This window comes from Caballeronia sp. 11_S32, assembly GCF_056930355.1.
Window position 1 is genome coordinate 99197 of sequence record NZ_JBXOWH010000008.1, and the last position, 26451, is coordinate 125647.

At 57.1% G+C, this 26451-nt stretch carries 19 protein-coding genes, 4 pseudogenes and 1 other annotated feature; of the genes and pseudogenes, 11 read left to right on the plus strand and 12 right to left on the minus strand.

What is annotated here, in order from left to right:
- Positions 1-137 precede the first annotated feature (137 nt).
- From AC1Z32_RS41830 to AC1Z32_RS41840, 3 genes and pseudogenes are all read left to right on the plus strand, one after another.
- Positions 138-637 (plus strand): annotated as a pseudogene (locus AC1Z32_RS41830) (EAL domain-containing protein); the annotation flags it as partial.
- A gap of 156 nt (positions 638-793) precedes the next feature.
- Positions 794-1009 carry an HVO_A0114 family putative DNA-binding protein gene (locus AC1Z32_RS41835; RefSeq protein ID WP_483484744.1) on the plus strand — a complete coding sequence of 72 codons (216 nt, stop codon included), beginning with the start codon at positions 794-796 and terminating at the stop codon, positions 1007-1009.
- Between the two features lie 88 nt (positions 1010-1097).
- On the plus strand, positions 1098-1472 hold the full coding sequence (locus AC1Z32_RS41840; RefSeq protein ID WP_483484745.1) for a nucleotidyltransferase domain-containing protein: 375 nt from the start codon (positions 1098-1100) through the stop codon (positions 1470-1472).
- 982 nt (positions 1473-2454) lie between these two features.
- Here AC1Z32_RS41840 and AC1Z32_RS41845 read toward each other — a convergent pair.
- Both AC1Z32_RS41845 and AC1Z32_RS41850 read right to left on the minus strand, forming a co-directional pair.
- Positions 2455-6264: a TIR domain-containing protein gene (locus AC1Z32_RS41845; RefSeq protein WP_483484746.1), complete on the minus strand. Its 3810-nt coding sequence runs from the start codon at positions 6262-6264 to the stop codon at positions 2455-2457.
- A gap of 16 nt (positions 6265-6280) precedes the next feature.
- On the minus strand, positions 6281-8005 hold the full coding sequence (locus tag AC1Z32_RS41850; protein ID WP_483484747.1) for a hypothetical protein: 1725 nt from the start codon (positions 8003-8005) through the stop codon (positions 6281-6283).
- A gap of 151 nt (positions 8006-8156) precedes the next feature.
- On the opposite strand from AC1Z32_RS41850, the gene AC1Z32_RS41855 reads away from it, so the two are divergent.
- Entirely contained in the window at positions 8157-9104 is a 948-nt protein-coding gene (locus tag AC1Z32_RS41855) for a TIR domain-containing protein (RefSeq protein ID WP_483484748.1), read from the plus strand.
- Entirely contained in the window at positions 9101-10057 is a 957-nt protein-coding gene (locus AC1Z32_RS41860; protein WP_483484749.1) for a tyrosine-type recombinase/integrase, read from the plus strand. The genes AC1Z32_RS41855 and AC1Z32_RS41860 overlap by 4 nt, the downstream gene beginning before the upstream one ends.
- 90 nt (positions 10058-10147) lie before the next feature.
- Here AC1Z32_RS41860 and AC1Z32_RS41865 read toward each other — a convergent pair whose 3' ends face one another.
- From AC1Z32_RS41865 to AC1Z32_RS41875, 3 genes are all read right to left on the minus strand, one after another.
- The gene (locus AC1Z32_RS41865; protein ID WP_483484750.1) at positions 10148-10441 is read right to left on the minus strand and encodes a hypothetical protein; all 294 of its coding nucleotides are present in this window, start codon (positions 10439-10441) and stop codon (positions 10148-10150) included.
- A 216-nt stretch (positions 10442-10657) separates the two neighbouring features.
- A complete protein-coding gene (locus AC1Z32_RS41870) occupies positions 10658-11026 on the minus strand; it encodes an HVO_A0114 family putative DNA-binding protein (RefSeq protein ID WP_483484751.1) in 369 nt (122 codons plus the stop codon).
- A gap of 1 nt (position 11027) precedes the next feature.
- On the minus strand, positions 11028-11354 hold the full coding sequence (locus AC1Z32_RS41875; protein ID WP_483484763.1) for a toxin-antitoxin system TumE family protein: 327 nt from the start codon (positions 11352-11354) through the stop codon (positions 11028-11030).
- A gap of 972 nt (positions 11355-12326) precedes the next feature.
- Here AC1Z32_RS41875 and AC1Z32_RS41880 point away from each other — a divergent pair.
- Positions 12327-13013, plus strand: coding sequence for a response regulator (locus AC1Z32_RS41880; protein ID WP_483484752.1), 687 nt, complete (start codon positions 12327-12329; stop codon positions 13011-13013).
- Here AC1Z32_RS41880 and AC1Z32_RS41885 read toward each other — a convergent pair.
- Positions 12985-14994: an ATP-binding protein gene (locus tag AC1Z32_RS41885; protein WP_483484753.1), complete on the minus strand. Its 2010-nt coding sequence runs from the start codon at positions 14992-14994 to the stop codon at positions 12985-12987. The two genes, AC1Z32_RS41880 and AC1Z32_RS41885, sit on opposite strands and share 29 nt — an antisense overlap.
- Positions 14995-15537: 543 nt before the next feature.
- On the opposite strand from AC1Z32_RS41885, the gene AC1Z32_RS41890 reads away from it, so the two are divergent.
- The 3 genes and pseudogenes from AC1Z32_RS41890 to AC1Z32_RS41900 form a co-directional block, all read left to right on the plus strand.
- On the plus strand, positions 15538-17124 hold the full coding sequence (locus AC1Z32_RS41890) for a hypothetical protein (protein ID WP_483484754.1): 1587 nt from the start codon (positions 15538-15540) through the stop codon (positions 17122-17124).
- A 780-nt stretch (positions 17125-17904) separates the two neighbouring features.
- Positions 17905-18252: a hypothetical protein gene (locus tag AC1Z32_RS41895; protein ID WP_483484755.1), complete on the plus strand. Its 348-nt coding sequence runs from the start codon at positions 17905-17907 to the stop codon at positions 18250-18252.
- Positions 18253-18420: 168 nt separating this feature from the next.
- A pseudogene (locus tag AC1Z32_RS41900) lies at positions 18421-18546 on the plus strand (hypothetical protein); the annotation flags it as partial.
- A gap of 145 nt (positions 18547-18691) precedes the next feature.
- Here the strand turns inward: AC1Z32_RS41900 and AC1Z32_RS41905 are convergent.
- Complete coding sequence (locus AC1Z32_RS41905) at positions 18692-20119, minus strand: IS4 family transposase (RefSeq protein ID WP_483484756.1); 1428 nt, start codon at positions 20117-20119, stop codon at positions 18692-18694.
- A 515-nt stretch (positions 20120-20634) separates the two neighbouring features.
- A complete protein-coding gene (locus tag AC1Z32_RS41910; RefSeq protein WP_483484757.1) occupies positions 20635-21000 on the minus strand; it encodes a BON domain-containing protein in 366 nt (121 codons plus the stop codon).
- Between the two features lie 344 nt (positions 21001-21344).
- On the opposite strand from AC1Z32_RS41910, the gene AC1Z32_RS41915 reads away from it, so the two are divergent.
- Entirely contained in the window at positions 21345-21575 is a 231-nt protein-coding gene (locus AC1Z32_RS41915) for a hypothetical protein (protein WP_483484758.1), read from the plus strand.
- A gap of 96 nt (positions 21576-21671) precedes the next feature.
- Here AC1Z32_RS41915 and AC1Z32_RS41920 read toward each other — a convergent pair whose 3' ends face one another.
- On the minus strand, positions 21672-23117 hold the full coding sequence (locus AC1Z32_RS41920) for an IS1182 family transposase (RefSeq protein WP_483484759.1): 1446 nt from the start codon (positions 23115-23117) through the stop codon (positions 21672-21674).
- Positions 23118-23183: 66 nt separating this feature from the next.
- On the opposite strand from AC1Z32_RS41920, the pseudogene AC1Z32_RS41925 reads away from it, so the two are divergent.
- Positions 23184-23477, plus strand: a pseudogene (locus AC1Z32_RS41925) (aldehyde dehydrogenase family protein); the annotation flags it as partial.
- A gap of 93 nt (positions 23478-23570) precedes the next feature.
- Here the strand turns inward: AC1Z32_RS41925 and AC1Z32_RS41930 are convergent.
- The 3 genes and pseudogenes from AC1Z32_RS41930 to AC1Z32_RS41940 all read right to left on the minus strand — a co-directional run.
- Positions 23571-24738 (minus strand): annotated as a pseudogene (locus AC1Z32_RS41930) (IS3 family transposase).
- Positions 24344-24460: a sequence feature (AL1L pseudoknot), on the minus strand. (Overlaps the previous pseudogene by 117 nt.)
- Positions 24739-25043: 305 nt before the next feature.
- Entirely contained in the window at positions 25044-25895 is an 852-nt protein-coding gene (locus tag AC1Z32_RS41935; protein ID WP_483484760.1) for an amidohydrolase family protein, read from the minus strand.
- A 19-nt stretch (positions 25896-25914) separates the two neighbouring features.
- A partial coding sequence (locus AC1Z32_RS41940) for a TOBE domain-containing protein (RefSeq protein WP_483484761.1) occupies positions 25915-26451 on the minus strand: 537 nt, incomplete at its 5' end.

Here is a 26451-nt window from a genome sequence, read left to right on the forward strand (position 1 = left end):
CAAAGCATGAGCGATGTGCCAATTGGAAATTTCATGAACGACAAAACCGCGGCCATCCCGTTCGCCATGAACGATGCATCACGCAAGTGCACCGGCTGCCAAGTCTCCAACAGGCCGCGTCGATGAACACGAGTGGATACCTGTCGATCAATTTCATGCCGAACGCGGTTTACCAGCCGGAGGCCTGTATCCGTAGCACGCTCGACGCGGCCGAGAAACACCAATTCGCGACTGACCGCATCATCTTCGAGACCGTGGAAGGCGAGAACATCATCAGCCGCTCGCACCTGGTCGAGATTTTTCGCGCGTATCGACGCTTCGGCTTTCGGACGGCCATCGACGACTTCGGGGGTACTCCGGGCTCACGCTGCTCGCCGAGTTTCAGCCGGATCTGATTAAACTCGACATGGAACTGGTGCGCGGAATCGATACGAGTTCCGCGCGGCAGAGCATCGCGCGAGGCGTGCTGTCCATGTGCCGCGATCTTGGCATTTGCGTGATCGCCGAAGGGATCGAAACCCGTGGCGAGCGCGATTTTTTTGCCGCTCATGGTGTCTCGCTGATGCAGGGCTACCTCTTCGCCAAGCCCTCGTTTCGCTCGATACCCGCGCCCACAGATGACTGGCTGGCGAGATGATGAGGCGGGGCCGCGTAACGATGTCACAATCGGAAGCAGCGCATGCAATGCCGGATCGCTGGCGCGGATGCTTGACGGGTGAGGACGAGGCGGAGGTAACGATGATGAACACCGTGAGGCCTGGCGTCGCCTCCCACGAGGGCATCGCGCGAAGTTTTGAAGCGACAATGCGTTGGCGAACAGCACGGCGCGTTCAATCGCTTTGCGACGCCCGAGTCGCCGTTCAAGACGCTCGAGCACCAGCGCTGGAAGATCCTGTTAAAAATGACGGGTGCTGACGCGATGTCAATTCGCGAGCTGGCTCGCCGCGTCGAGCGAGACGTTCGGCACGTGCATGACAATGTGCTCGCGCTGCTCAATGTCGGTCCCTGAAGCGGGCGGAAAACGGGAACATCGTTTTTCCCTACGACGCCGACCACGTCGATTTCATACTGCAAGCGGAGGCCGCTTGAGGTCCGCAATGGATGTCGCCATCAGGCTCTTTCTCGATCGGGCGGCCAAGAGCTTTCCGATCACGGGCGCAATCTTGTTCGGCAGTCGAGCACGAGGCGACAACGCAACCCACAGTGATGCCGACCTGGCCGTTTTGCTTCGCGGACCCATTGGCGACCACTCGCTGGTGACGTACCGTCTCGGCGGGCTCGTGTTCGACGTCATAATGGAAACAGGCATTGAGATTCAACCCGTGCCGATCTGGGAAGAGGAGTGGGCGCATCCCGAAAGCTATTCCAATCCCTCCCTCCTTCACAACATTGCCCGTGATGGTGTGCAGGTCTACCCTTTGCCCTCCGATTGCGCGTCGCCTTCGTCCGAGTCCGGCAGCAGCCCGAGCTGACGGGCCGTGCGTTGGGCAGGCGTAGCAGCACCGTGCCGGCCTTAGCCCATGCACTGTCATTCATCACGACGTCGGCCTGCACGCCTTCGAGTTCGAGATAGACCACGTCGTCCTTCTCGAACGCCTCTTCATAGAGATGCCAGGATGGCTCCGTCGCTTCACCGTGGTGATACCTGATCGATGTCTTGGTGCTCATGGGACCGTCCGAAGGGTCGATGGATTCAGCAGGCAGTGTAGCGAGTCAGACGGGCTGTCGTCTGGAAACAGATCACCAGTTCGAGGCCAAAGAGAAAGAGGCCTTTATCTTCCAAGGCCACGGCCGATTCGATTACTCGACTTCGCATCATTACCCGAATAATGGTGCGTTTTGTGCGACTTTTATGTATCACAGTCGCGAGATACTAGTAGGGAAGCAATCGGACGCGAGTCAGGACGTTGCAATGCGCAGCGGGGACCTCGCCTCGGCGCACCGCTGTCGAGATTCACCTAACTTTGAACTCTCGACGGTCGAGCCAGTGCGATGAAGGCGAAAGTACAACGATCGGTAGATTTCCGGCGAAGCTCGTGACGATCGTCGGCGAAAGTAAAAGGCGGTTCAATCCGCTCGACGAATCGGCCGGTTGACGAGGTTCGACACAGCATCCAAGGACGGCGTAGCCATGCCGACGCTCTCAGAATAATCTACATAGTCAGGCGGAGAGTCATACCCTGCTGCATTGGAAATTTTGTGATTCAAAACCTCAATCGTGTAGCCATACGTCGGCGATAGTGTTTGTCTTCAAAGTGTGGAAGAACACGGGACTGTGTTGAATTCGAATTCGGGGCTCGAAATATCGCGAGTCTCTTATTGCTCGTCAGCAAGCATCGACGCGTCGTCGCCAGACCAAGACGGGCTCGGCGGTATTAGCGAAATTTGCGTACCGATTAGCCTACTCAACATACCTCAACAGCAGAAGCACGCCGTCGGTGTCAATCGACCTCGCTAAGTCCGCTTGGACAATATACTGTGCCAGCAAGTAAGCAGCCATCCTGATCGTTTTGGCTCGCTCGCAGACAACCTGACGAGTTGTTGGTTAAACCAGTCGGTCCGGTCCTCGTTCGCCATCAGCCGCCCGGTCGACTTGAGCTTTAGCAAGATCTCGCTCCCGTGGAGCAGATAAGCGCGCTGTACGTCCATACTCTGCCCATCATCGAGCACGCCAAGTTTCGCGCACGACGCGGCTATATCGGTTTGCCATTGCACATTGGCCGGATCGCAGGCGGCTAGCCCGTCGCGAATGGCGAGGCTCGTGCGGTAGGCGGCCACCGCGCCCGGCTGGTCGCTCTGGGCGCGCAGCGCGTCGCCGATGCTGTTGTGGCTGAACGACAGGTCGTGCTGCCAGCGGGTGTTGGTCGGATCCCGGGCGACGAGCCCCTCGCGAATGGTGAGGCTCGTGCGATAGGCGGCCAGCGCGCCCGACGCGTCGCCTTGAGCGATCAGCACGTCGCCAATTCTGTCGTGAGCGATCGACAGGTCGCGCTGCCAGTCGGTGTTGGCCGGATCGCGGGCCGCCAGCGACTTGGCAATACCGAGGTCCGCGTGGTAGGCGGCCAGCGCGCCCGGTCCATCGCCCTGGGCAAGCAGCATGTCGCCGATCTTGGTGTGGCTGATCGCCAGGTCGCACTGCCAGACGGTGTTGGCCGGGTCACGGGCGGCCAGCGCCTCGACAATGGTGTGAGACCTGCGATAGGCGACCAGCGCGCCCGGCCCGTCGCCTTGGGCGTGCAGCATGTTGCCGATCCTGCTGTGACTGACTGCCAAGTGGCGCTGCCAGCCAGTATTGGTCGGATCGCAGACGGCCAGTTCCTCGCCAATGGCGAGGCTCGCGCGATAGGCGGCCAGCGCGCCCGGTACGTCGCCTTGGGCGCGCAACACGTCGCCGATGCTGTTGTGGCTGGTCGCCAGGTCGCACTGCCAGTCGGTGTTGGCCGGATCGCGGGCCGCCAGCACCTCGACCATGGTGTGACACGTGCGGTAGGCGACCAGCGCGCTCGGCCCGTCGCCTTGGGCGCGCAGCATGTTGCCGATCCTGCTGTGACTGACCGCCAGATCGCGCTGCCAGCCAGTATTGGTCGGATCGCAGACGGCCAGCTCCTCGCAAATGGCGAGGCTCAAGCGATAGGCGGCCAGCGCCCCCGGCACGTCGCCTTGGGCGACGAGCACGTCGCCGATGCAAGTGTGGCTGCTCGCCAAGTCGCGTTGCCAGCCGGTGTTGGCAGGGTCGCTGGCAGCCAGCGTCTCGCGAATGGCTCGGGCCGTGCGATAGGCGGCCAGTGCGCTCGGTCCGTCGCCCTGGGCAAGCAGCATGTCGCCGATGCTGCTGTGGCTGAACGACAGGTCGTTCTGCCAGCGGGTGTTGGCCGGATCGCGGGCAACCAATTCCTCGGCGATGCCGAGGCACGTGTGGTCGGCGGTGCGCGCGCCAGGCCCGTCGCCACAAGCGAGCAGCACGGCGCCGATCTTGGTGTGAATGGCCCACAGGTCGCGCTGCCAGGCGGTGTTGGCCGGCTCGCGAGCGACCAGCGTCTCGGCAATGCCGAGGCCCGCGCGGTAGGCGGTCAGCGCGCCCGCCCCGTCTCCCTGGGTGACCAGCACATCGCCGATCTTGGTGTGACCGACGAACAGGTCGCGCTGCCAGCCGATGTTGGCCGGATCGCGGGCGACCAGCGTCTCCTCAATGCCGAGGCCCGCGCGGTAGGCGGTCAGCGCGCCCGCCCCGTCTCCCTGGGCGACCAACACGTCGCCGATCTTGATGTGACTGTTCGCCAGATCGAGCTGCCAATCTGGACGACTTGAGTCGCTGGTCGCTGACTGCTGAATGACCCTGTAGGAACATTCAAGCAAAACCGAGGCCGCGGCGAGATTGCGATAGGAAAGCACCTGATCAGTCAGATGTGTAGCGCTCACCGCCAGAACGTGGATTGCTCTTTCCCCGAGAAGTTCGGGCAAGGTAGCCAGTAGGGCGTCGAGCTCCCAGTCATCCGGCGCAGTCTGCGACCTGGACACACGGTCAGCACATTGTCCGATAAAAGTGGTGAGCGCCTCGATCTGCGATGTTCTGGCAGTTCGACGGATGTGCGCAGCGACGAGCCGGTGAATACGCATTGTCTGTAAATGGGCACCGGGAGTCAGCAGCCGAAGGCCGACCAGCTGGCGCTGGATGCGCAACCACGGGTCGCCGCCATATTCCCCCGGTGTCTCCAGTTCGGCATGGACCTGCGCCGTTAATGCACGCAGCCACGGCCAAGGTACGATGTCCGGCGCCAATAATGCAGCGAACCGAAGCGCCGTCCGAAGGGCTGGGCTTGTCGGTCCGAGTGTAACGTCCAGGATCGCGCCAAGCTGCTTGCTCTGGGTCATCATCTGTGTTGAGATGTCCGGCTCCTGGTCGACCAAGGCGTCTACGCTTGGCAATCCCTTCGCTCGCAAGTCGCGCAGAAAGCCTGCAGGCGATTGCTCAGGCGCCAGTCCCAGGAAGACGGCCACCTGCTCCACAGCCAGCGTGAAGCTGCCGAGGGCTCGGACAATTTCGCGTGCGGCGTCGTCGTCTGCTGGTGTTGCGAAGCCGGGGATGCCGCGCGTCGGGTCGCCGACAATAGTGCCTAACGCATCACGAAGTGGTTGGTGTTCGCGCATCAGGGCTAGCGCGCTGGCCTCGTCCAGCGACTCCACCGGCTCGACGACCAGCGTGCCCCTCACCTCGTTGACCGGTTCGCGCGTTGTTGCAATCACGCGAAGCCACTCGGCCTGCGGCAGCTGGACCAACTGCGACGCCGAGAGGAGTTCGGCGTGCGTTACGTTGTCGAGCAACAGCAGCGCTGGCGCGTGTCTGTCGGGGTCCCGCTCCCTGGCGGCAATGGCTCGTGTTTCCAGCACCCTGAGCACGCCGCGGCCAAGCAATGTTGGATCGTTTTTCTCGGCCTCGGTCGGCGAGAAACCCAGCGCCCGCTCCCAAGCCAGTTGTCCAATCAGCGGCAGAAGCTCCTCCGCACCCGCAGCTGGCAGCACCCATAGCCCGGCAGGGTACCAGTCCCGCCAGCCTCGGGCGTAGGCAATGGCAAGTTCGGATTTGCCCTGACCGCCAAGCCCTTGCAGGACCGTGACCCTACCGCTGATCAGGTGTCCATGCAGCTGGCGCAGTTCATCCTTGCGTCCAACAAAATGCGGGTTCTGTTGACGCATGTTGCCAGGTACGTCGTCCGCCCGCCGTGCGCGCTGCAGGCGTTCCCACAGGTTTTCGCCCAACCTGGCCATGCGCTGGCGCACTTCCTCATACTCGAGAGCGCGGGAGCCCTCCGGAAACCACGGGCGGATGTCGGTGCACGTGCTGCGCCTGATATCGGCAAGCCAGGCAGTGTTGACATGTGCATCGCTGCCTGGCAGGTCGATAAAGTACACACCAGCAACACTGTCACTACCCATCAGCCTGTGTATTTGACGCGTCACGTATTCGTCCCACTCCCAGCGGCAGTAGTCGCTGGCGAAGTAGTTGGGCGACAGGCAGACGAGCAGAATCTTCGACGCGCGAAGTGCACCGAGAATGCGGTGCCGCCAGTCGCTCATGTCAGTGATCTCTTTCGTGTCGAAGAAGATCCGCAGTGGCTCAGTGGAAAAGCGCCGGTGGTCGGTGTCGATGTAGTCGCGAATTGCCGTCACCCAGCCGGTCGTCTCCATCGCAGGCGCAGTGAAATTGTCCTTGCGCGCGTACGAGATGAAAAGTTCGTAGCGCGTCTGATCGCTCGGTGCGCTCATGATAGGTACTCCGTCTTCAAGTCACGCTGGTGAACGAGCGTCGCCAGAACCAGTTGAGGTTCTCGCTCTGCAGACGCGACTCGGTTTCCCGAACGAGCTGGCTGAACTCGCGCTCGGAGTCCGCGGCATTTAATCGTCCGAGCTGCCTCTCCAAGAAGGCATGCATCTCCGCGAACGTCTGCGCGCGCGCCTCCAGGTCGCTCGCAGCGGCCCACGACAGGAAGCCGACGGCCGCTACCGGCAGGAAGACGGCAAGCGCATTTCCCCAGTTCTCGGCCGGGTCCACAAGTACAGCAGGTAGCCACTTGAAGTGCAGCAGTAGCTCGGCCCCCGCCGCGACGATCGCCAGGGAGGAAAAGATCAGAAACAGACACGTCGCGACCCTCAGTCGGCATTCGGCCTTGTTGGCAGACGCCTTGTAGTACACCAGTTGCCCCCCCTCCGGAGCGCTCATACGACGCTGGATATATGCGTCGCGATTTTCCTTCCAAGTTGGGGCCTCGGCCGACGGAGGGTTGCGTAGATGCAGCACGGCGCTGGTGCGCAGCAGTGGCAGGAGATTCTCCGGCACGGGCAGTTCCTGCGGATAAGCAACGTCGTCACGAAGCCGCTCAACCTCCGCAAGCGAGCGCATGGTCTCAGCGACAAGCCGGTTGACGGCCCAGACGCGCGCATGCGCACCACGATGCAAGCGGAAGTGTGCGGTCAGTCCAGCAACCAGCAACAGCAACTCAGCGCTGATGAGTATCGGGATGATCGCTTCGTGGAGCTTGCCCATCAAGGTCGCCAGCATGGTCGCGCCAAGGTGACACCCGATGATGGTGATCGCGGACCGCTTGAACCAGCCGCTATGCCGACTCGACAGTCCGCTTGCGTATGCTTTGATCTGCGCGATGAAGCATTCTGCCGTCGGCCAGTCGCTTGCATTGCGAGGAGCGGTCATGACCAGTCCCGCCAACTCTGAAGGAGCCGAAGGCAACGCGTATTCACTACCGTTTAACCATACCTTTAGGGGCCCCAGTGGTGACAGCCGGACCTTGCCGTTTTCTATTGCAACGGTGATCCTTGCCACGGGCTTGCCAAGGGTTTCCGCGCGGCCGATCAGATCTTCAGTACCGCCGCGCCTGCTCACGGTCATTTCCCCCACGAGGCAGACGACGACATCACTGAGCCGAAGAATGGCCCTGTTGGTGTCCTCGAACCGGGAGGTGCGGTCCCTCGAATGACTGGCGACGCACTCTTCGATGATGTGCTGGCTGCCTAGCAGACCACGCGTCACCTGCTGCTGTTCGGGTGTGAAATCAGGTGTTCCATCTGAACTGACAGCAGCGAGGTAGTCATCCCGATGCTGAGGCAGCAGCACCCTTTGCGGAATACCGAGCGTCTGACATGCGCGCGTGAACACCGTATCGGCGCCAACGGCGACCTGGGACACCGAACAGAGGAGGTGGTGTGACGACAAACCCAGCGTGGCCGGCAGTTGCCGCAGGCGGACCAGCAGAGCCTCGAACACCTGTGCCTCGAGATCGTCGGGCTCAAGATCCGGATGCTGCGAGAGATCGAACAGCTCTCGGGAGCCCGCGAATCCGACCTGAATGGCGAGCGGGATGCTAAGCGGAATGGCGGATGATGAGTGGTGAACGGATTTGAACAATGACAGGAAGGACGGCTTCCTGCCGGGTGCGGAGGTCGGGTCAGGGACCAAAAGCGGAACCGTCTCAGCCGGCATATTCACCCCCATTTTTTATTCTTTTATAGGCGAAGTGAATCCATGAGTCAGCCGAAATTGGCGCCCGCTGCGTGGCACGTGCGCGGTTGGACGGTCGCGGGTGAAAACTGACCTGGAAAGGGTACCGTCGCAAACTGTCGCAGACCGGTGCTGCATCGCGACGATGACCAGTTCGCCGACGCCATTCATCATGCGCAGCTTTATATATGATAATGTCCTTTATCACATGTTTGAGGGGGCGGCCGTGAGTCCAATAACGCCATCCAGATCCGGTGCGCCGAAAGTACATTCCGCCGAGGAAACTGAACGCTGGATCACCCGGCTCGACAAACACATCTTCAGCTTGAGCACCTTCGACGTCCAGACAATTCACGACGGACCTTCTCCGGAATTGACGGCACTGGCAACGGCCATTCAGGACACGTTGGAGCGGTGTTTCGGCGCGGACACTCCGGCGTTCAAACGCTTTTGTCTTGCCACGCAACTCCAACTGATTGAGATCGGGGGATTTCGCTCCCCATATGAATATCGGGACATCGCGACGAGCAGCATCGCTCGATCAATTGCTTTGCTTGAAGCAGCGCAGGAAAGGTTGCGCGAGGACTTGGTCGATGCCCGTCTTGAGGCAACAGTCGATGGATCAGTCGAGATGCCCCTACCTGCGCTCACGCGGCGAGTATTCGTGGTTCATGGGCACGACGACGGCACGCGGGAGACCGTCGCTCGCTTTCTGGAAAAGATCGGCTTCGAGCCGGTCATCCTTCATGAGCAGGCCAACCGGGGACGCACGGTCATCGAAAAGATCGAGGCCCACGGCGATGTGCCTTTCGCCGTGGTGCTATTGACGCCCGACGATACAGGGTGCGCGAAGGGTGGCGAACCTGAGCCACGAGCTCGGCAGAATGTCCTGCTCGAGCTGGGCTACTTCATAGGGCGTCTCGGGAGGGACAGGGTATGCGCACTCAAGCGCGGCACGCTTGAGATTCCGAGTGACTTTGCCGGCGCGGTGTGGGAGAAGATGGATGATAGCGGTGGCTGGAAACAAGCCTTAGGGCGTGAACTCCAAGCGGCCGGCCACGATGTTGACTGGAACAAGGTCATGCGGCCATGAACCAGCTCGTTAGGTTCAACGCTACCACTTTGCCGGTACTAGTTGCTGCCGCCGGCGATCATGCCGCTGTGCGGTTCTTGGAGTTCTTTGCGTCAGCGATCCGCAACCCGCATACACGGCGTGCGTATGCGCGGGCAACGGGGGATTTTCTTGCGTGGTGCGCCGGCGCCGAGGTGACCTCCGTCACGGCCGTGCAGCCGCTGCATGTCGCCGCCTGGATCGAACTGCAGACCCAGGCGCACGCGGCGCCGACGGTCAAGCAGCGGCTCGCGGCAATTCGCCACTTGTTCGACTGGCTCGTGACCGGCCAAGTGGTGCCACACAACCCGGCCGCGTCGGTGCGCGGGCCGAGTCACACTACGAAGAAAGGCAAGACACCGGTGTTGGATGCCAGCGAAGCGCGGCAGTTGCTCGACAGCATCGATGTGTCGACGCCGATCGGATTGCGGGACCGGGCGCTGATTGCGCTGATGGTGTTTTCGTTCGCCCGCGTGGGCGCCGCGCTGGCGATGCGGGTCGAGGATGTCTATCTGGAGCAGCGACGACTGTGGGTGCGGCTACGAGAGAAAGGCGGCAAGGCGCACGCGATGCCCTGTCATCACACGCTCGAAGCGTTTTTGCACGACTATCTGGAACAGACCAGACTGCGCGATGAGCCGAAGGGGCCGCTGTTCCGCACGATCGCGCGTGGCACCGGGCAGCTGAGCACCATACCGCTGCCGCAGGCGAACGCCTATGCGATGGTGCGGCGCCGGGCACTGGCGGCCGGGATCGGCACGAAAATCGGCAACCACACATTTCGCGCGACCGGCATCACCGCCTATCTGAAAAACGGTGGCACACTGGAGAACGCTGCGGCGATGGCGAACCACGCGTCTACGCGCACCACGCAGCTCTATGACCGGCGCCACGACGAGATCAGCCTCGAAGAGGTTGAGCGCATCCGCGTGTAGATCGGATTTTTGATTGTGCAAAGCTTGCGCGTGTATCCCGCGACAAGAAAAAGCCCGCCTCTTGAAAGCGGGCCAAATTGAGAGGGCGTATTAACGCCAAGAAAGAGTTTGTTCCGCCAGCGCTCGGCGCGCAAGCGTTGCAGTGAAACGCAGAGTTTCACGCTTTGAACCGCACGATGAGCTTGGACGAATATGCGCGCGGCGCACGCGCTGTGTTTTCATTATCATACCGTCGGCATTGCGCTCGGCGCGTACCGCGTTACGCAGTTGATTGTTTATATCTTCTGTCCGACAAGCTCGGGCGCAAGCCGTCATTGTTGGCGTGCTGGTGCTCGTGATCGGTAGCTTCGTCTCGACGATCGTGCATTCGATGGCGTGAATCATCGCCGACAGCTGTGGCCCCTGATCCCATGAACCACGCTAATCAGGAAAACGAACAAAAGAGCGCTAATCTTCATTATGTCAATCCGAGGTTCGACGAGTACGGCACGGAGGAAACCGGCGTACTCTGCATCGGCCCGGCTGGCGAGAATGGTGTGCGATGTCGGGCTGACGTCGTGGTTGCGTGAAAAGGTGCTTTGAGACCCCTTTTCCCCGGTCCTAAAACGAGACAGCCAGCTCGACGCCTGAATAGTCGACGCGGGGCGCAAGTCTGCGATGTGGACCCGGCTCGAAATGCACCAGGCCGTAACCCTCCATGGTCCGGAGGGTACGCGAGAGGTTCGACACCGCGCGACCGGTCTTCGCGGCCAGCTCGTCGAGGGAGCCCGGGTTTGTCTGAGCGATTGTCGCGAGCAATTCCCGGTTGCTTTCGGACAGCACCTTGGCCAGCGTTTCGAGCGACTGGAACCAGACTTTCAGCTCATCGGGCGCGGGCTTGTATTGACCTTTCGCGATGGCGATGGTCCGGGCCTTGTATTCCTCGCGCGAGGCAATACCAACTTTCAGGATCTTGGTGCCTGCAGTCATATCAGTTACTCCTTTCCTGCAAGATCGTTTCAACTTCCGCCCAGAAATCCTCCATCAGCTTGCCGGCGTCCTCATAGTCGTAGAATCGGACTCTTTCGCGCTTGTGCTTGTGATCGTATTCGATCCGCGTTCGGGCTCCCGGTCCGGAGCCTTCGGTGATCCCGTGCGCGTTGTCGAAGCCCAGCAAGCGGGTGCCGTCCTCGGCATGGAGCGTCAGCGAATATTTAAGCCCATGCGGGCGCTCGGGCGTCACGTCGCATTCCTTGACCTCAAACTTAACCCAGCATTTTCGCTGCCATCGACTGCAAAGCGCTCCCCGTCCACGGATAGAAGCGCGTCCAAGCTGTGGTCACGATCGATCATGCTTTATCTTATCACAAATTGATAAGATAGGTCAAATCGATGGGATACTGCGGTCTGGTATCGCTGCCCACTCGTGTTCAAGAGAATCGAGCGCTAGGCAACGCTCGCAACCGCGCGAGCGCCACAGTGGCTGGGGATACGGGTTTAAGGGCGCAAGCGAAAACGTGACGACATCTGCACGCCGCTCTCCGCGGTTTGATCTGTTTAAATACGATGAATAGCCGCGTAGTCAGTGCCTTCTTCTCCAGTGAAGGTCTCCAGCGACTCTTCTCTAGCATGACGGCCGAGTTCCGCGTTACTTTGGTCTGCTCAATTTTCTTCCACTGCGAACGAAGGCAACGATCAGTTATTCACGGAGAGGCAGTCAGTCGCTTGAACTGGCCTTGGAACCGTCTATCCTTGATCTTAATTCGCTCAGATCTTCGTAGCTTGAGTACCAACACGCTAATTCAACTATGGGAACAGTGGTTCCACTCCGAGTCGATACGCGAGGCGCACCCCAGGAGCGCCTTCTCCGGATTGCGCGACTAAATCGTAATCGTGCCCAATTTTTTCGCGAAACGGCTGTGATCTTGGGGCATGGTCCTTCTGCATGGTCCTCTGACGAATACATATGTAATCTGTTTGCAACCACGATTCGCCGCTTTCGCGAAGAATGCGCGAAGAACGCTCGCTCAATGCCAAATCGTTGGAAGATGAACTACATCGTCCTCAAATTACTTGAGGTTAGTGAAGTAGTTGGTCCTGAGATAGCGGAGATGCTTGTTGAGTGTGAGGTAAAATGGTACATCGAGCATGGCTTACGCTCTCTCTACGAGTATGAACTTCGTGCACGTCACTAAACAGGTGCGTGACATAGTTTTCATGACATATGTCGGGCTAGCGGCTGAGCAGAAGAACGTTAGACTAACGAAAAAAGCCCGAACGCGAGCCTTCGATGAATCATGACCTGAGCTTGAGTATCCTGCTCGTCGAGGACGAAGGAATCCAGCGCGCGGGAACGAAACTTCTTATAGAGAAGGCCGCGCATAATGCACGGATTCAAGACGTCGGTTCATACGACGAGGCTATAAAGAAGCTTACAGAAGAGCATTTCGACATTGCTTTCCTCGACTACAATCTCCGCGACCAAAGGAATGGCCTTGATTTGCTAAAGGAGATAAGGGCGCTTGAGCTTGATACCCGCGCGATAATGCTTTCCTCGTTTCAGGACCGAGAGCTCATTCTGGCTTGCATCGAGGCCGGTGCATGCGGCTACATATCAAAAGACATGGAAGCAGAAGGAATTTTTGATAAGGCCTTTTGTACGGTATGCACGGGAGGCATATTTTTGCCGAAAGCCATGCACGAATGTCGCCCAAATTCGCTGAATATTGCGCGGGCACGTTTGTCTGAATCAATTGCCACATTAGGCTTGAAGGGCAGGAAACTCGAAGCGTTGTATTACATCTGCCAAGGCTATCCAAATAAGCTGATCGCCCGAAAGATGGGAGTATCTGAGGACACCGTCAGAAAAGACTACAACCCGTCGCTTTTCCGATTATTTGGCGTGGTTCGGCGAACGGAACTAATATTAGAAGTATCGCGTAGGGGGATCATTGTGCCGAAGCCTGAGCATCAATGAGCACGCGTCTTGCTCTACTAATGTGATCAAGGAGTTCTTGCGACAAGAACGGCTTGCAAATAGTATGCCGTGTATTATCGATCCATGCCGGTCTTGCACGGCCCTCGATAAACAGAACCGGGATCTCAACACCGAAAAAGCTTGCCTTTTCTCGGATGAGGTCCAAGTCGGAATCCGAAGCTAGCAAATTCACATCCAACAAGACGATATCAGGTGGAGTCTCCAGGCCACGTACCATTGCCTGCAGTCCTTCGAGGGAAGATGAAGACTCTACGTGTATATTATAGCACTGCAAACACTCGACCATCGACTCTCTAGTCATTTCGTTTTCTTCCATTAACAGAATATATAGCCTCGGCGATTCCGTCATCTGCAAGTGATTGAAAGCGTCGCTCAATCTCTCAGGCAAACCGCGTGCGGCCAAGGGAATATGTATTGAAAATCGGCTGCCTCGGTGTGCGACTGATCTGACTCTGATTCGATGGCCTTTCAAACGTGAAATCATTCCATTAACAAGCGATAGGCCTAGTCCTAGTCCTTTGGCAATATCACCCTGGCTTGTTCTGATTTGGAAGAACGGCCTAAATATGTCTTCCCAATATTTTTCGTCAATGCCAACGCCGTTGTCAATCACGTCAATACGAAATGAGTGTTTGAGGTAAACGGCGGCCACCACTACCTTAGGGGATTTATGCGTATCGCAGTATTTGATGCCATTACCCATCAGATTGCACAGTATGCGAAGTAAGAAAGAATAATCACTGCGCACCAATGGCATCTCATGACGACTTGGAATTAGCTTTATCCAAACGCCATTGCTTTCGGCAGCAAGACGCATTGACTCGATGGCGGATGTCATTAGCTCACTCACTTTGAAATTTTCATAATTTGGAGCAGTAAGTCCTGACTCAATGCGAGAGAGATCAAGTACGTTGCTAAACGACGTGTTCATGATTGTGCCGGCGCGGGCCATCTTCGACAAATATAACGATGCTTTCTCCCATTCCCTATCCAAAAGAGCTTTCTGAATAGGAGGTATGAGCGTAAGCATAGCCGTAGCTGGTTGCCGAACGTCGTGTATCGCGCAAGATATAAAATAGGATTTCTCCTTATTACCCTCTTCTGCCAGACGCCTTCGTTCGTCCATGCTTCGGATCAAAGCATCGGCTTTGTTCTCTAATTCGGATTGCGCCTTCAACAATTCTTGGTTGAGTGCCTCCAGCTGAAGATTTTTAAGATGCTCTTCCGCCTTCGACTTGTCTAATTCCTTTTCGCGCATGAAGACCGATCGCGATGTTTTTTCTAACTCTGTCACAATCGCCGTGCCGCAAAGTATCACAATGCTAAGATAACATACCGCCATCCATAGATAATACCCCGTCAAAGAAAGGAGATCGTTATCTCCAGAGATAAGGTTTCGCACGCTCATGACGCAAAAGGTCGACGCTCCGCAGGTAAGACTCATTAATATCGCGGGGCGTGACAAAATCCGTGAGAGTCCATATACGAAGACAAGGGTTAAACAGAGACCCGAGTAGAAGTGAATAAAAGCGTATGGAGGCGGTACAATCGAAAACATCCCGAGCATCAGACCGTAAAGGGCACCGGCGTGACTAATGATCTCGCGGGTGGCGTGGCGTTCATCTTGAAACGAACGTTCACGTGATTTCAGCATAAAATGCAGGAAAACGACGATGCCCAAGATTCGTAACAAGAATACGCCAACGGCCGAATGTCGATAGTTCTCGTCAGTATATGAATAAAAAATGTCCCACCCGATGAAAACGAGCCAGCTCAAGAATGAAAAGACTACGGCGTTCCGACGATAACCGGCATAGTGCTCGCCGTGATAAGCAAGATACTGCTCTTCGGTCAGGTCATCGAACCGCGCCGGGGGGCTGAAGAGCTTTGGACGAGCGAATCCAGCTCGTCTTAGCTCGACAACGGGCTTGGAGACATTGGCGCGCGAGAAGATATGCATAAGGTCACCGCATCACGCCTTTCAAAACTAGCCACGACCAACGTGCATTGACTGTAAGCAATGGTAGGTAATTTGAATCGTATAGGGAAGCGGCCGCCGTCAATCGTTGCTTTGTCGAAACGTAATCGTCCCTCCAGCTTTATTCATATGAAGTGAAGCCCGCGGTGCACTACCGTGTCGGCACGTCCCCAATGCTTCCTAGTTTTCAAATACGCGACAAATGTCAGCCACGGTCAATGACGTTTATCCTCGCTAATTCATGACAAAAGCGGGATTTGATCATAAGCCAAGCTAATCGATAATTTTGCCGTCGGAAACAGAATTGCTGATCGAAGGGTGCGATTAACCCCGATAAAAGTTTTTGCTTTCCGACAATCGACTAGCGAGCGCCGGCGGGTCACTCGTTTGTCCGCAGAGCGTACGACTGCTATTTAGGTATGCATATGGTCTATCTATGATTGACCTGGCGATCTAATTGAGGTTTCTTGGTAAGTCGCTGCTCGGCATGTCCCCGCCGCTCACTTTCGTTGTTGGAGGTTCATCATGAAGTTGGTTCCCACACGTCGAGAATTCCTCAAGGTCATGGGGGTGGCATTCAGCGCGCCGGCGCTTTACGCTTGCGGAGGTGGCGGCGATGGCGAAACCCCACAAGCCGGAAGCGCACAGCCAATTTCGACCAATACACCCGTCGCTAAGACGGCCTCAAACTTTTGGATCTATTCAGATCCCCGAGATCCTCGCATCGTTGGCGGCCAGACGACGCCCGGCGAGAACTTCACGCTTCTTGGAATCAAAGGTTCTGACGGAAAGGTACAGGACGTGAGCGGCCTGCTCTTCCTGAACAATGCGGGTGCAGAATCATTTGCCGAACTGAACCCAAAGCAGAACCAGATTACCGGTATCAGTGACAACATTTCGATGACGTTGTTGAATCTTGTCGCCGACGGCATCAACGTTCAGCTGCTTGCTGGGAACCAGCAGCTCTTACTGAAGTTGCCTACAGCGACGGTGCCCGCTTCCGCTGTTAAGAGCGCGATGTCGGTGCCAGCGCTGGCCGCATCATCTTCTATCATGCTCTCTCGATCCAAACGCACGGGGACGCTGGCGATGACTCTTAAGAACAGAGCGTGCCAACCCTGTTCGATATCGAAGGGGCAGTCGGCACACGCCGCGCAGACCGTCTTCGCCCCCATTGTCGATGTTGAAGTGCTCGGATGTGTCGGAGACGATCCGAACGTGATGGTCTACATGCGGGACGAGGCCGGCAAGCTACTAGACGTATCAACGGCGGTGCTTACGGGCGAGGGAAAGTACACCGCGGTTCTGACCAACGTCAATTCTTCTGACGAGGCGTTCAGTGCGTTCGGAGGCGAAGCTATCGAGTTGATGAAGGCCTTTGGCGTCGAGGAATCGCCTCTTTCGTCCATTGTTGCCTACTTGAAGGGTAAAACGATCGACGCTATGGCGGATGACATCGTTGCACATCTGAAATCGCAAAACAAATTCGCCGATACGTACGAGCAGTTCGCGCCTTTTCTGAACGCGACGGACGAGGCTGTCGACGAGGTGCGCAAAATCGCGAATTTCAAGGTTTTCCTTGGCAAAGCGCTGGGAACCATGTTTAAAGCAATCAGCGTGATTGACAAATTCAAGCAGGCGATCCAGGGCGGCATCACGCTTGCGAGCTTGATCGACGCCTACGCGGCGATGCAATTCAATCAGCTGCAATTGCAGGCCGTCGTAAAGACGAGTAAGGGCATGACATTCACAGGCGTTGGTTCGGGGTTGATTGCGCCGGAAGGACCGTATCCTACGCTTAGCGTTCAGACATCAGACGAGCTAGACATATCGGCGCTCACCCTGGATCCGCCGTCCCCTGCCGGTTTCCAGGGGTACGTCGCGACTGGAATTATCTCGTGCCAAGTAACGGGCGACACTGTGACCATGTCGGTTCTCGGCACCGATGGTTATCACGATGAGACTTCCACACTTGTGACCGGCGACGGGTTGCAAGAGTTCACGCTTGCGGTTCCCGGCGGAGATAGCGGTGTGAGCGACGTCGTTACGATGCGAGTGTTAAGAAACAATGAAGAGATCGGTCGCCGAATCGCCTCACTCGTGTTCGGCTGACATTTCAGGTTGAGATTGCATTCCGCTGTGTATGTCGCCACATGCGAAGTGATTTTCGTGGCATCTCTCTGGCACTATCAGGAACACAGGTTGCCGCGAACCAGCTAGGCATCGCATCGTCCACTCGAACATCGCTGACCTAAGAGCACGTCGGCCGTGTTCGTGTCGCATCGCGGTGCCCGAACTATCCCGACAAGTTCTATGTGCGTAGCGGATGATAAAGCTGCTTCGTAGAAAGCTTGTTTCCATCCAAAATGTCGGCAGCGTTGATACTGACGTGATGCTCTTAAGCGCCACTGCAGTCGACGCTGCGTCTCTCGCCGGAAGAATGCAGCACACCTGCGTCATCATCGAGTGCGAGCGCTTTTGTTTGTGTCGCTTCAATGATGTCTTTCCTGGCTAGCAGGAAGAACAACGCCTCGGCCGTCCCGGCCGTCCCAGCTCGGCCCCAAAGCATAAACGGAAGCGTCGGTAGATAAGCCTTTTTTAAAGCATCAGGAAGACGGCGGCTGACATATGCGCTATAGGTGTCGCCATAGAGCGTTTGACCCGGAAAGATCAATCATCAACACAGTTTCGCTTTGTCGCCTTGTCGTAGCATCTAGGTCTTTGCGCAAGGCGTATCCGACAGATGTCCATACTGCGATCAGGACAACCGTCCTGATGGGGGAAAGGCGTTTGTCGAGCTTTGAGATGACATATGCGGGATTTTTATCAAACCTTAAACGGAACATCATGGGTCTATCGGCCATAGGGGCCGACTCAAGTGAGGAGATTGAAATGAACCGGAATCTATTAATGAGCACAACGGCAGCATTTATTGCTGCCATGACGCTCAGCATCGCGTCGCAGACTCAGGCTGCCGTTGATAAGAGGGTTTCTATTGTGAACGAAAGCGGGCAAAACATCATCTCGTTTCGGGCAACGCATTCGTACGATCGGCGCTGGCGCGATGATCTACTCGGCGACTATGTAATCCACCCCGGCTATCACATGGTTATTGACATGGATGACGGAAAATACGGGTGCGAATACGATTTCAGAACGGTGCTAGCGGACGGACAGAAATTTTACAGGTACAACGTGAATGTCTGTCTTATTGAGACATACACTATCACGCAACACTAAGGAGCAGTCGGCTCTCGATTTGTAGAGCGTGCGAGTCGGTGTAAAGCCAGAAAAGCATATGGACTCGAAAAACCGCTTCCTTACAAGAAACGAACTTAATAAGCGAAGATCCAGGTGGGAATCGTGATGCCGTACATATTCGAAGTGAAAAGCTTGTTCCGGCCGTCGATGGCGGTCGGGACGCTTTCGGACGCGACACGCGCGCACAAAAGCGAGTCTCGTAATGCTGAAGCGGCGTGCACAGGATCCGCTGAGGAGGCGACCCCAAGCATACTGATCGTCGACGAGGTGCATCATCTTCTTGCTGGTACGTACCGCGAACAACGCGCCGCGTTGAATTGCTTAAGTTTCTTGCTGGCGATCGTCGCGCCAACTTTGTCTCGGCGTAGACGACGCGGTAATCGCCGTGCAGAGGGGTACGCAAATGATGAGCTTGCAATTACCCACAGTCGTCCTGTGCAAGTTCATAGCCCAGCTGAATGTCAATCAGGCGTCGCATGCCGCGCCACACGACGGTATTGCCTGGCGGCGGGTCGCTGGCACGTGCAAGGTAGCCGCCGAGTTGCGCAAGCTTGATGAGGCTGCGCAGCAGCGGCGGAGCCTGTGCCATGCGAGGCGTGTCTTTGACGACCCGATCGAGGAGTTCGACTTCTCTTTGTGTGACCGCCAACTGGGCGGGCGCATGGGCAGCGCATCGGTTGAGCATCGTCAGCCAGAAGATGCGCCAACTCAGGATACAGAACACCGAGATAAGATTGGCTAAGCGATCGGCGGTACGCAGCTTCGATTCTTCAGCCTTGCATCCCGACTTCAGAATCTTATGGAAGGTCTCTATTTTCCAACGCATCGCGTACCAGTCGAGCTTTTCGATAGCGTCAGCACGAGATTTTACTGGCAGATCAGTGATCAACTTCCACTCGATCGGAGGCCGACCGGCGGGTGCGGCCGTCTCCAGAGCATGAATGACGGTCAGACGTAGGTCGGGATAGCGACGCTGCTTGTAGAGAGGTGGTAGCACGGTAATGCGGCGATACCTGATCTCAAGAAAGGCTTCGTCGGGACGGCCTTTCGAATCGCGGAGCTCAACACGATGGACACCCTTGATCTTCGCCTCCGCCATTTCGTCGGCGATCGTATGCTCTCCGTCGCCGGCTAGGCGGTCAACACATGTGCGCACCAGGAAGTGAGTGCCCAAGTCGTGCGCTTCACAGAACAGTTCGTAAATGTCGCTCTCGCGATCGCCGATATGTACGCAGCGTTCGGGTTCACCCAATAATGCCGTGGATTGCCTCAGATTTTCTAGCCAGCGATAGCTTTCCTTTTCTTCAATTGGCACACGCGTAGGGTTGACCTTTCGCTTCAAAGCCGTGCAGCCCTTGAACTTGGTACGGGTCCAGAATTTGATGGCCGTCAGACCAAGCGGCAAGCCTTCAGCGGTTACGGCCAGACTCGAGTGCGTCAGATTGCCGCATTGGGTCAGCGGCTTCTGCAGGCCGTGCCTTCCACGCGGAATCGAGGTCTTGCCCGTATAGCCGACAAGTTCAGGCCGTTCCCGCTGATATGAGAACGTTGTCGTATCTTGCAGTACGAGAATCGTGCCTTCCGTCGCCCTAAAGCGCTCAGCACTCGCTTGGAAATGTCCGCCCAGAATATCCTGCTCGCTTACTCGCTCATTGGACAAGAAGCGGTAAGCGCCTTTCGTGTTCGCCCAGTCTTGGCAGGCGAATGGAATCGTTTGTCCCACGCCTGACCATAGTCTCTCTAACAATGTTCGAAATCGTCTGCGAAGCCTGGCATCTTGAAAACTGCTATCCGTCACCTCGCGATTGATCCAGTCCTCGCCATCTACTCGTCCGGTACCAGTCATTTTCTATCCATAGGTATCCTAACGTAGTGCAGGTTAACAGAACTTTCCATTATGATGTGGGTAATTGCAAGAATGATGAGCCGCTTACACCGTTTGAAATTCACCGCTGGCGGGAAAGCGAGGCATTTCGTCGGATGCTGTCGGCGTTCGAACGCATATTACGACTACGTCGCCCGTCTTATCGAAGGGGGACGTGAGATCGCGCAATACTGCACCAGCGGGCGACTAAGACGGCGGTGTCATCTTTTGTGCGGACGCGGGTCGTTAGGCCGAAGAAGTTACCAGAACGTCCATCCGGTGAATATTGCATGTTGTCGGACGAAGCTGAGACATGAATAACACAATAGGAATGCTAACCAAGGTTCGCTGAATTCCTTTATGTAAAGTTCATGGTGAACTCAGCGGTCTATGATGTCGCCAGATTTAAAAATAGCCGATCCACCGGCAGATGCGTCGAGAGCCACGCCGCCGAGTATCGATCCCCCGACCGAGCGAACCTTGCCGACGCCGTGAACTCAATGTCCTCCCTCGTGAATCGTTAGTGCGTTCTTGACGGACGAAACGCCGGACACGCCTTTCGCGATCGACGTGGCCTTCTCGATCTGCGACGCCTCGGGGACGTTTCCAGCGAGCGTCACCGCACTGCCTTTGACGAGGACGTTGATACCGGACGCATCGACGCCGCCTTTCGATAGGGCGCTCAACACCTTCTTGCTCAACGCCCGATTCGCTTTCCTGACCGAGGACTTCGACGGCGCCGGCGTGGCCGCGCCTGATTCGTTCGACATGGCGGCCGGCTCGCTGCTTTGCGACCATGCACTGGCGGCCGCGACAAGGATCAACGTGCCGCCGGCAAGCCCGAGCGTTCTCTTTGCATGCATTGCTGTCTCCGTGGCGTCGATGCGGCACGGCACTTCCTCGCCGCGCGGCCAATTAAGGATAGGAGACGCGGATTCGTTTTCCAATTCGCATATTCGAACGCTCGGGCGGAATCATTTCGCTGATGTGAGGCGGCAAGCTGGTTCAGCGTGAAGTCAAAACGTGCTTGATGCGACGTGCCTAAAGTAGCCAAAGGCGACATTAGGTTACAGCGGTTACAAACCGTGTCATGGCCAGATAGATGGAATGGTCGCCTCCCGCCTCGACGGTCATCTGTTGCCGCAACTCGGTTCGCTGGAGCGTGCGACATTGCTGGTTCGCCTTGTCCGCCGCAAAGGAGAACGAGATGGAACTCTCGACCATTGGCATCGATCGGGCCAAACTCGTCTTCCGGATTCACACTATAAATCCTGGAGCCCGCGCGATTCACAGCAAGGTATTCACACGTGCGCAATTTGTGCCGTTCTTTGCGACCCGGTCGGCTTACCTCGTCGTCATGCAAGCTTGCGGCAGTGCTCATCATTGGGCACGAACTCTGGCACGACTCGGCCGAGGTTGTGTGGAAACTGCTTTTTGATGGCTGCAAGCGAGTTCGCCAGCTCGATCAATCGATTTTGGCAGATCGGGCGCGCGCTAGCGTAACGTATCAAGCGCAAAAAAACCCCTCGGCGCCTTAGGTTTCAGCTCTTCTCATCGCCTTTATTGTCCCGGCAACCCCAAGTATTTTCATAACGCGCTTCAGGTTGTACGCCAATACCTGGAGACTCATTTCGGTGCTCACCCGTCCGAGCGTCCGGGTCAAGAAGTGTGTCGCACCCATCCAGTGCTTGAGCGTACCGAATACATGCTCAACGGTGCTTCTTCGGATGGTCATTGCGTCAGGCTTGCGGTCGAGTCGACGCTGCATGGCTTCGAGTACATGTTCGTGCTCCCATCGTCGGATGCGGCGATAGTCGCTGGGCGAACATCGATCCTTGAGATGACAACGCGGGCATGCGCTGGGCCAGTACACGTTCAGATTCATGCCGTTCTCCACGGTCTTGAATCGAAGAACTGCGCGCTCGCCGGCGGGGCATCGATACTCATCGTTCCTGGCAACGTAGATGAAGTCGCGTTTGGTAAAAAGCCCTTTCTTCCTCGACGCTGAGGTGAGTGGTTTCGGGACATACGTGGTGATCCCGGCCAGTTCACACGCGCGGATGTCCGGACCACTGAAGTAGCCGCGGTCAGCCAGCACCTTCAGCTTCAGCTTGCCCATCGCGCTCTTCGCCGACAGAGCCATCCTGCTGAGTTGGCCGTGGTCGCCTCCAATATTCGTCACCTCGTGTTCGACAATCAGATGATGCTTCGTATCCACGGCAGTCTGGACGTTGTAGCCGACGGTGCCGGTTCTCTTGCCACCGCTGGTCATGGACCGGGAATCCGGATCAGTAAGCGACAACTGCTTGTCCGGTTCCTTCTTCAGTTGCTCCCTGATCTGCTCGAGCTCACGCATCCGCTGACGCAAGAGCGCGATCTTCTCGTACAGGCGAACGGTCTTCACATCGAAGCCTGTCGGGCTGATCCGGTCCGCGGTTTCAATCATGTCGAGATATCGCTGAACGCTTTCCTCGATCTGCTGCTGACGCTTGTCGATCTTGCCTGCCGTGTAGTTCCTGTCACGGCTGTTCACAGCCTTGAACTTGCTGCCGTCGATTGCCACCATGTCGCCGGATAGCAGCTTCAGTCCGCGACATAGTTCGACGAAACGACGGCACACGTTGCTAATAGCCGGCCCGTTGTCGCGGCGAAAGTCAGCGATCGTCTTGAAGTCTGGCGCCAGACGTCCTGTCAGCCACATCAACTCCACATTGCGTTGGCATTCACGCTCAAGACGCCTGCTAGACGGCACCCGGTTCAAATACCCGTAGATATATATCTTGAGCATTACGCCCGGATGATAGGACGGGCGGCCTGTGAGCGCCGGCGTGGTACCGTTGAAGCCGAGTTCCGCAAGGTTCAGTTCGTCGGCGAAGGCATCTATCACCCTTACTGGGTTATCCTGTTCGATGTAGTCATCGACGCATTCGGGAAGTAGTGCGACCTGTTTGCGGTCATCGCCTTCAACGAATCGCTTCATGAGTCACCCGGTCTCAATGCGTTGATTCAGTTTAGGCGATAAATGCGTTTTCACACGCCCTCGGCCACCTTTGGACCGCTCTCCCCGGTCTTTCGTTTCAATTCGGACGACCAGGTCGTTCGGCAGGCGAACAACACGGAGTTCGGTCTTGTGGCCTACTTTTATAGCCGCGACATTGGCCGCGTCTGGCGCATCGCAGAATCTACTGGAGTACGGGATGGCGGGCATTAACACCCGACTCATCTCGAACGAAGTTGCGCCATTTGGCGGTCAAGCGATCCGGCCTTGGCAGAGTGGGGTCCCACCATGGACTCGACGAGTATCCGGAAACTCAAGTACGTGTGCCTAGCGGGCCTCTAAGATAGCGGTCTTGCGAGGCTGCGTGACCGGTGCTTAAGGAGGAGGTGAATTAAAGCTCGTGAACCGCCCCGGCAATCGTGGAGGCTGGTTGGTTTAAGTTAATGCGGGTTCGGCGACCGGCGTTTCAAGTTGCCGATAGTAGTTTGCCTCAGCTTCAGCAGGTGGGATGTAGCCGACGGGTTCCATCAATCGATGATGATTGAACCAGGCCACCCATTCCAGCGTTGCCAACTCGACGGACTCCCGTGTTTTCCAGGTGCGGCGATGAAACAGTTCGGCCTTGTACAAACCGTTGATTGTCTCGGCCAGTGCGTTGTCGTAACTGTCGCCACGGCTACCAACCGAGGGCTCGATGCCCGCTTCGGCCAGTCGCTCGCTAAAGCGAATGCTAACGTATTGCGAGCCCCTGTCGGAGTGATGTATCAACGTTCCATCGCCGCCTGGGTGCCGCGCATAAAGTGCCTGTTCAAGTGCATCCAGAACGAAGTCTGTAGTCGTCAACGAACTGACGCGCCAACCGACAATCCGTCGGGCAAACACGTCGATCACGAAGGCCACGTAGAGCCAGCCCTGCCACGTCGAGACACTAGCGGGCGCGCGGCCGCGGCATCGGCAATGGTCGTGCGAACACGTTTGCCTCGCATCACGCCACGCGAACCCAGTTGCTTCATCAGCCGTTCGACCGTGCAGCGAGCCACCGCGATATGCTCCCGGTTCATCTGCTTCCAGACTTTATCCGCCCCGTGGACCCGCATGTTGGCCTGCCAGACACGCTGGATCTCGGGCCGCAGGCGTTCATCGCGTATCGCACGAGCGCAGCGGCGCGACGGATCGCGAAGCTGTGCAGCATGGCGCCGGTAGCCCGACGGGGCAATCCGCAAGACTTTGCAGATCGGCTCGACCCCGAAGGTGTCGCGATGCTGATCGATGAAGGCCTTCAGGATTTCAGGCGGCGGTCGAGCTCCGCCTGGGCGAAAAACGCACTCGCCAATTTCAGAATCTCGTTGGCGCGGCGCAGTTCCTTGACTTCGCGCTCCAGTGCCTTAAGACGGTCGCGCTCCGACTTGCTGACGCCCTCGCGCTCGCCGCTATCGACTTCATCTCGTTTGACCCACCCCAGCAACGTCTGGCTCGTGCAGCCGATCTTGGGGGCGATGGATTCGATCGCCGCCCACTGTGACGGATACTCACCCCGATGCTCTTGCACCATGCGCACTGCACGGTCCCGGACTTCAGCAGAAAACTTGTTCGGCTTCTTCATGGCTCCATTTTCTCAAGAGTTGGAGCCTCCACCAAATCCGGGGCGGTTCACTCGGACGCAAGTCCGAGCTCTTTTTTTCTCCATTCGCGTCTTTCAGGATTGAATTGTAGCGGCGGACGCTTTGACGCGTCCACCCGGTCACGTCGACGCGCCTTGCAGAAGTTTCCCCTCTCGTCCAGAGCTTTCGAACAATGTAGACCCAGCAAGGTTGCCTTCAAGAGACAACGAGATGCCAACTCCGACTATGCAGGACGGGAGTCGAAAGAAACAACTCGGTCAGTCGCAGGCGTGCTAGCAAAAGTCAGTTAAGTCGCGAGAAACCTCGCTGCATTTGAGTGAAGCCAGCGCTCAACGACGTCTTCCGGCAATCCCAACGATAGAACCTCTTCTACCGACCGCTCAACTGGAAGCATCGGGAACCCGGAGCCGAAGATAATCCGCTCCTTGAGTATCGAACGCCCATACTGCAGAAGTTGTTCATACCCGCTATTCGGCGTGCCCAGCAGCTTAGGCCGTACTGCGCTCAATCCAATCCAAAGGTTCGGGTGCCGCCAGGCCATCGCGATAAGCTCGGAAATCCATGGCCAGCCTGGGGGCGACGCGCATATTCGCAAGTCGGGAAAAGTGCTAAGCACGTCGTCTAATGCCAACGGATGACCGTAAATTGCCTTGCTGGATAAGGAAAAGTTCATCCCGCAATGGATGTTGACCGGGATGCCGAGTTCAGAGCACTTCGCGTACAGTGCCATCAACTTCGGGTCGTTGATTGGTAAGAGGTGCTCAAACCCTTGCACATTAAGTCCGCGAAGGTCTAGTTCGCGAACTGCGCGTTCGAGTTCGGCGAGCGCGTCCTCTCCATGGTGTGGGTCGACAGCCGCGAACCCGATGAATCGCTCCCCATGCTTCCTGCAGAATTCAGCGACTACATCGTTCGGGACGTGGAAGCCCAAAGTTGTCCGTGCGTCCCTTGCCTTAAGAACGACGTGGGTTGTGTTCAGACCGTCGTACATCTCGAGGTACGACGAAAGGGAATTCGCCGATTCCTGGGCGGCAACGATGCCTTCGCTTCCACGATAGACACGTCGATAGTTGTCCATGTGGGAGGTTTGGACCGTGAAATCGTCGAGTGGCGGCCGGCTGGCAAAATCGATGAGCATTACGCTTTTCCCTTCCATCCTAGGACAACACAGTTGCGCTTTCGGGGGAAAAGCTCACTTCTACGCGCTCTCCCCTTTCGAAGATTCGACTGCCGAGACGATTCACCTGCTGTGCCAGCAGTTCCTTCCCAGAATCAAGCATAAGGCGATGTTTCACGACGCCGCCAAGAACGAGGTTGTCGACAACTCTTCCGGACATTCTGTTGTTCGTGCCTCCTCCGATGGCCGCAGCCTCGGCTCCTAATTCACGAAGGGATAGGTTCTCAGGCCTGACCAGAATCGTCACTTTCGCACTCTGCGACACGGAAGCGGTCGGACGACGGCACTCGATTACGGTTCCGCACGCCTCTACGTCAACAGTCTCGTCGCCTGTGGACCGAAGCCGCCCATCAAGAAAATTCCCTTCGCCGATGAAGTCCCCGGCGAACACCGTTCTCGGATTGAAGTACAGGTCTTTGGGATTTCCTTCCTGCTCGATTGTGCCCTGATTCATCAGGACGATTCGGTCTGAGAGCGTCAGCGCTTCCTCCTGGTCGTGAGTGACGTTAATCATGGT

Bases quoted from the DNA above. Each gene is read 5' to 3' on its own strand.
- AC1Z32_RS41840 (WP_483484745.1), top strand. From the start codon at position 1,098: ATGGATGTCGCCATCAGGCTCTTTCTCGATCGGGCGGCCAAGAGCTTT.
- AC1Z32_RS41845 (WP_483484746.1), bottom strand. From the start codon at position 6,264: ATGAGCGCACCGAGCGATCAGACGCGCTACGAACTTTTCATCTCGTAC.
- AC1Z32_RS41850 (WP_483484747.1), bottom strand. From the start codon at position 8,005: ATGGGGGTGAATATGCCGGCTGAGACGGTTCCGCTTTTGGTCCCTGAC.
- AC1Z32_RS41855 (WP_483484748.1), top strand. From the start codon at position 8,157: ATGACCAGTTCGCCGACGCCATTCATCATGCGCAGCTTTATATATGAT.
- AC1Z32_RS41860 (WP_483484749.1), top strand. From the start codon at position 9,101: ATGAACCAGCTCGTTAGGTTCAACGCTACCACTTTGCCGGTACTAGTT.
- AC1Z32_RS41865 (WP_483484750.1), bottom strand. From the start codon at position 10,441: ATGATTCACGCCATCGAATGCACGATCGTCGAGACGAAGCTACCGATC.
- AC1Z32_RS41870 (WP_483484751.1), bottom strand. From the start codon at position 11,026: ATGACTGCAGGCACCAAGATCCTGAAAGTTGGTATTGCCTCGCGCGAG.
- AC1Z32_RS41880 (WP_483484752.1), top strand. From the start codon at position 12,327: ATGAATCATGACCTGAGCTTGAGTATCCTGCTCGTCGAGGACGAAGGA.
- AC1Z32_RS41885 (WP_483484753.1), bottom strand. From the start codon at position 14,994: ATGCATATCTTCTCGCGCGCCAATGTCTCCAAGCCCGTTGTCGAGCTA.
- AC1Z32_RS41890 (WP_483484754.1), top strand. From the start codon at position 15,538: ATGAAGTTGGTTCCCACACGTCGAGAATTCCTCAAGGTCATGGGGGTG.
- AC1Z32_RS41895 (WP_483484755.1), top strand. From the start codon at position 17,905: ATGAACCGGAATCTATTAATGAGCACAACGGCAGCATTTATTGCTGCC.
- AC1Z32_RS41905 (WP_483484756.1), bottom strand. From the start codon at position 20,119: ATGACTGGTACCGGACGAGTAGATGGCGAGGACTGGATCAATCGCGAG.
- AC1Z32_RS41910 (WP_483484757.1), bottom strand. From the start codon at position 21,000: ATGCATGCAAAGAGAACGCTCGGGCTTGCCGGCGGCACGTTGATCCTT.
- AC1Z32_RS41915 (WP_483484758.1), top strand. From the start codon at position 21,345: ATGGAACTCTCGACCATTGGCATCGATCGGGCCAAACTCGTCTTCCGG.
- AC1Z32_RS41920 (WP_483484759.1), bottom strand. From the start codon at position 23,117: ATGAAGCGATTCGTTGAAGGCGATGACCGCAAACAGGTCGCACTACTT.
- AC1Z32_RS41935 (WP_483484760.1), bottom strand. From the start codon at position 25,895: ATGCTCATCGATTTTGCCAGCCGGCCGCCACTCGACGATTTCACGGTC.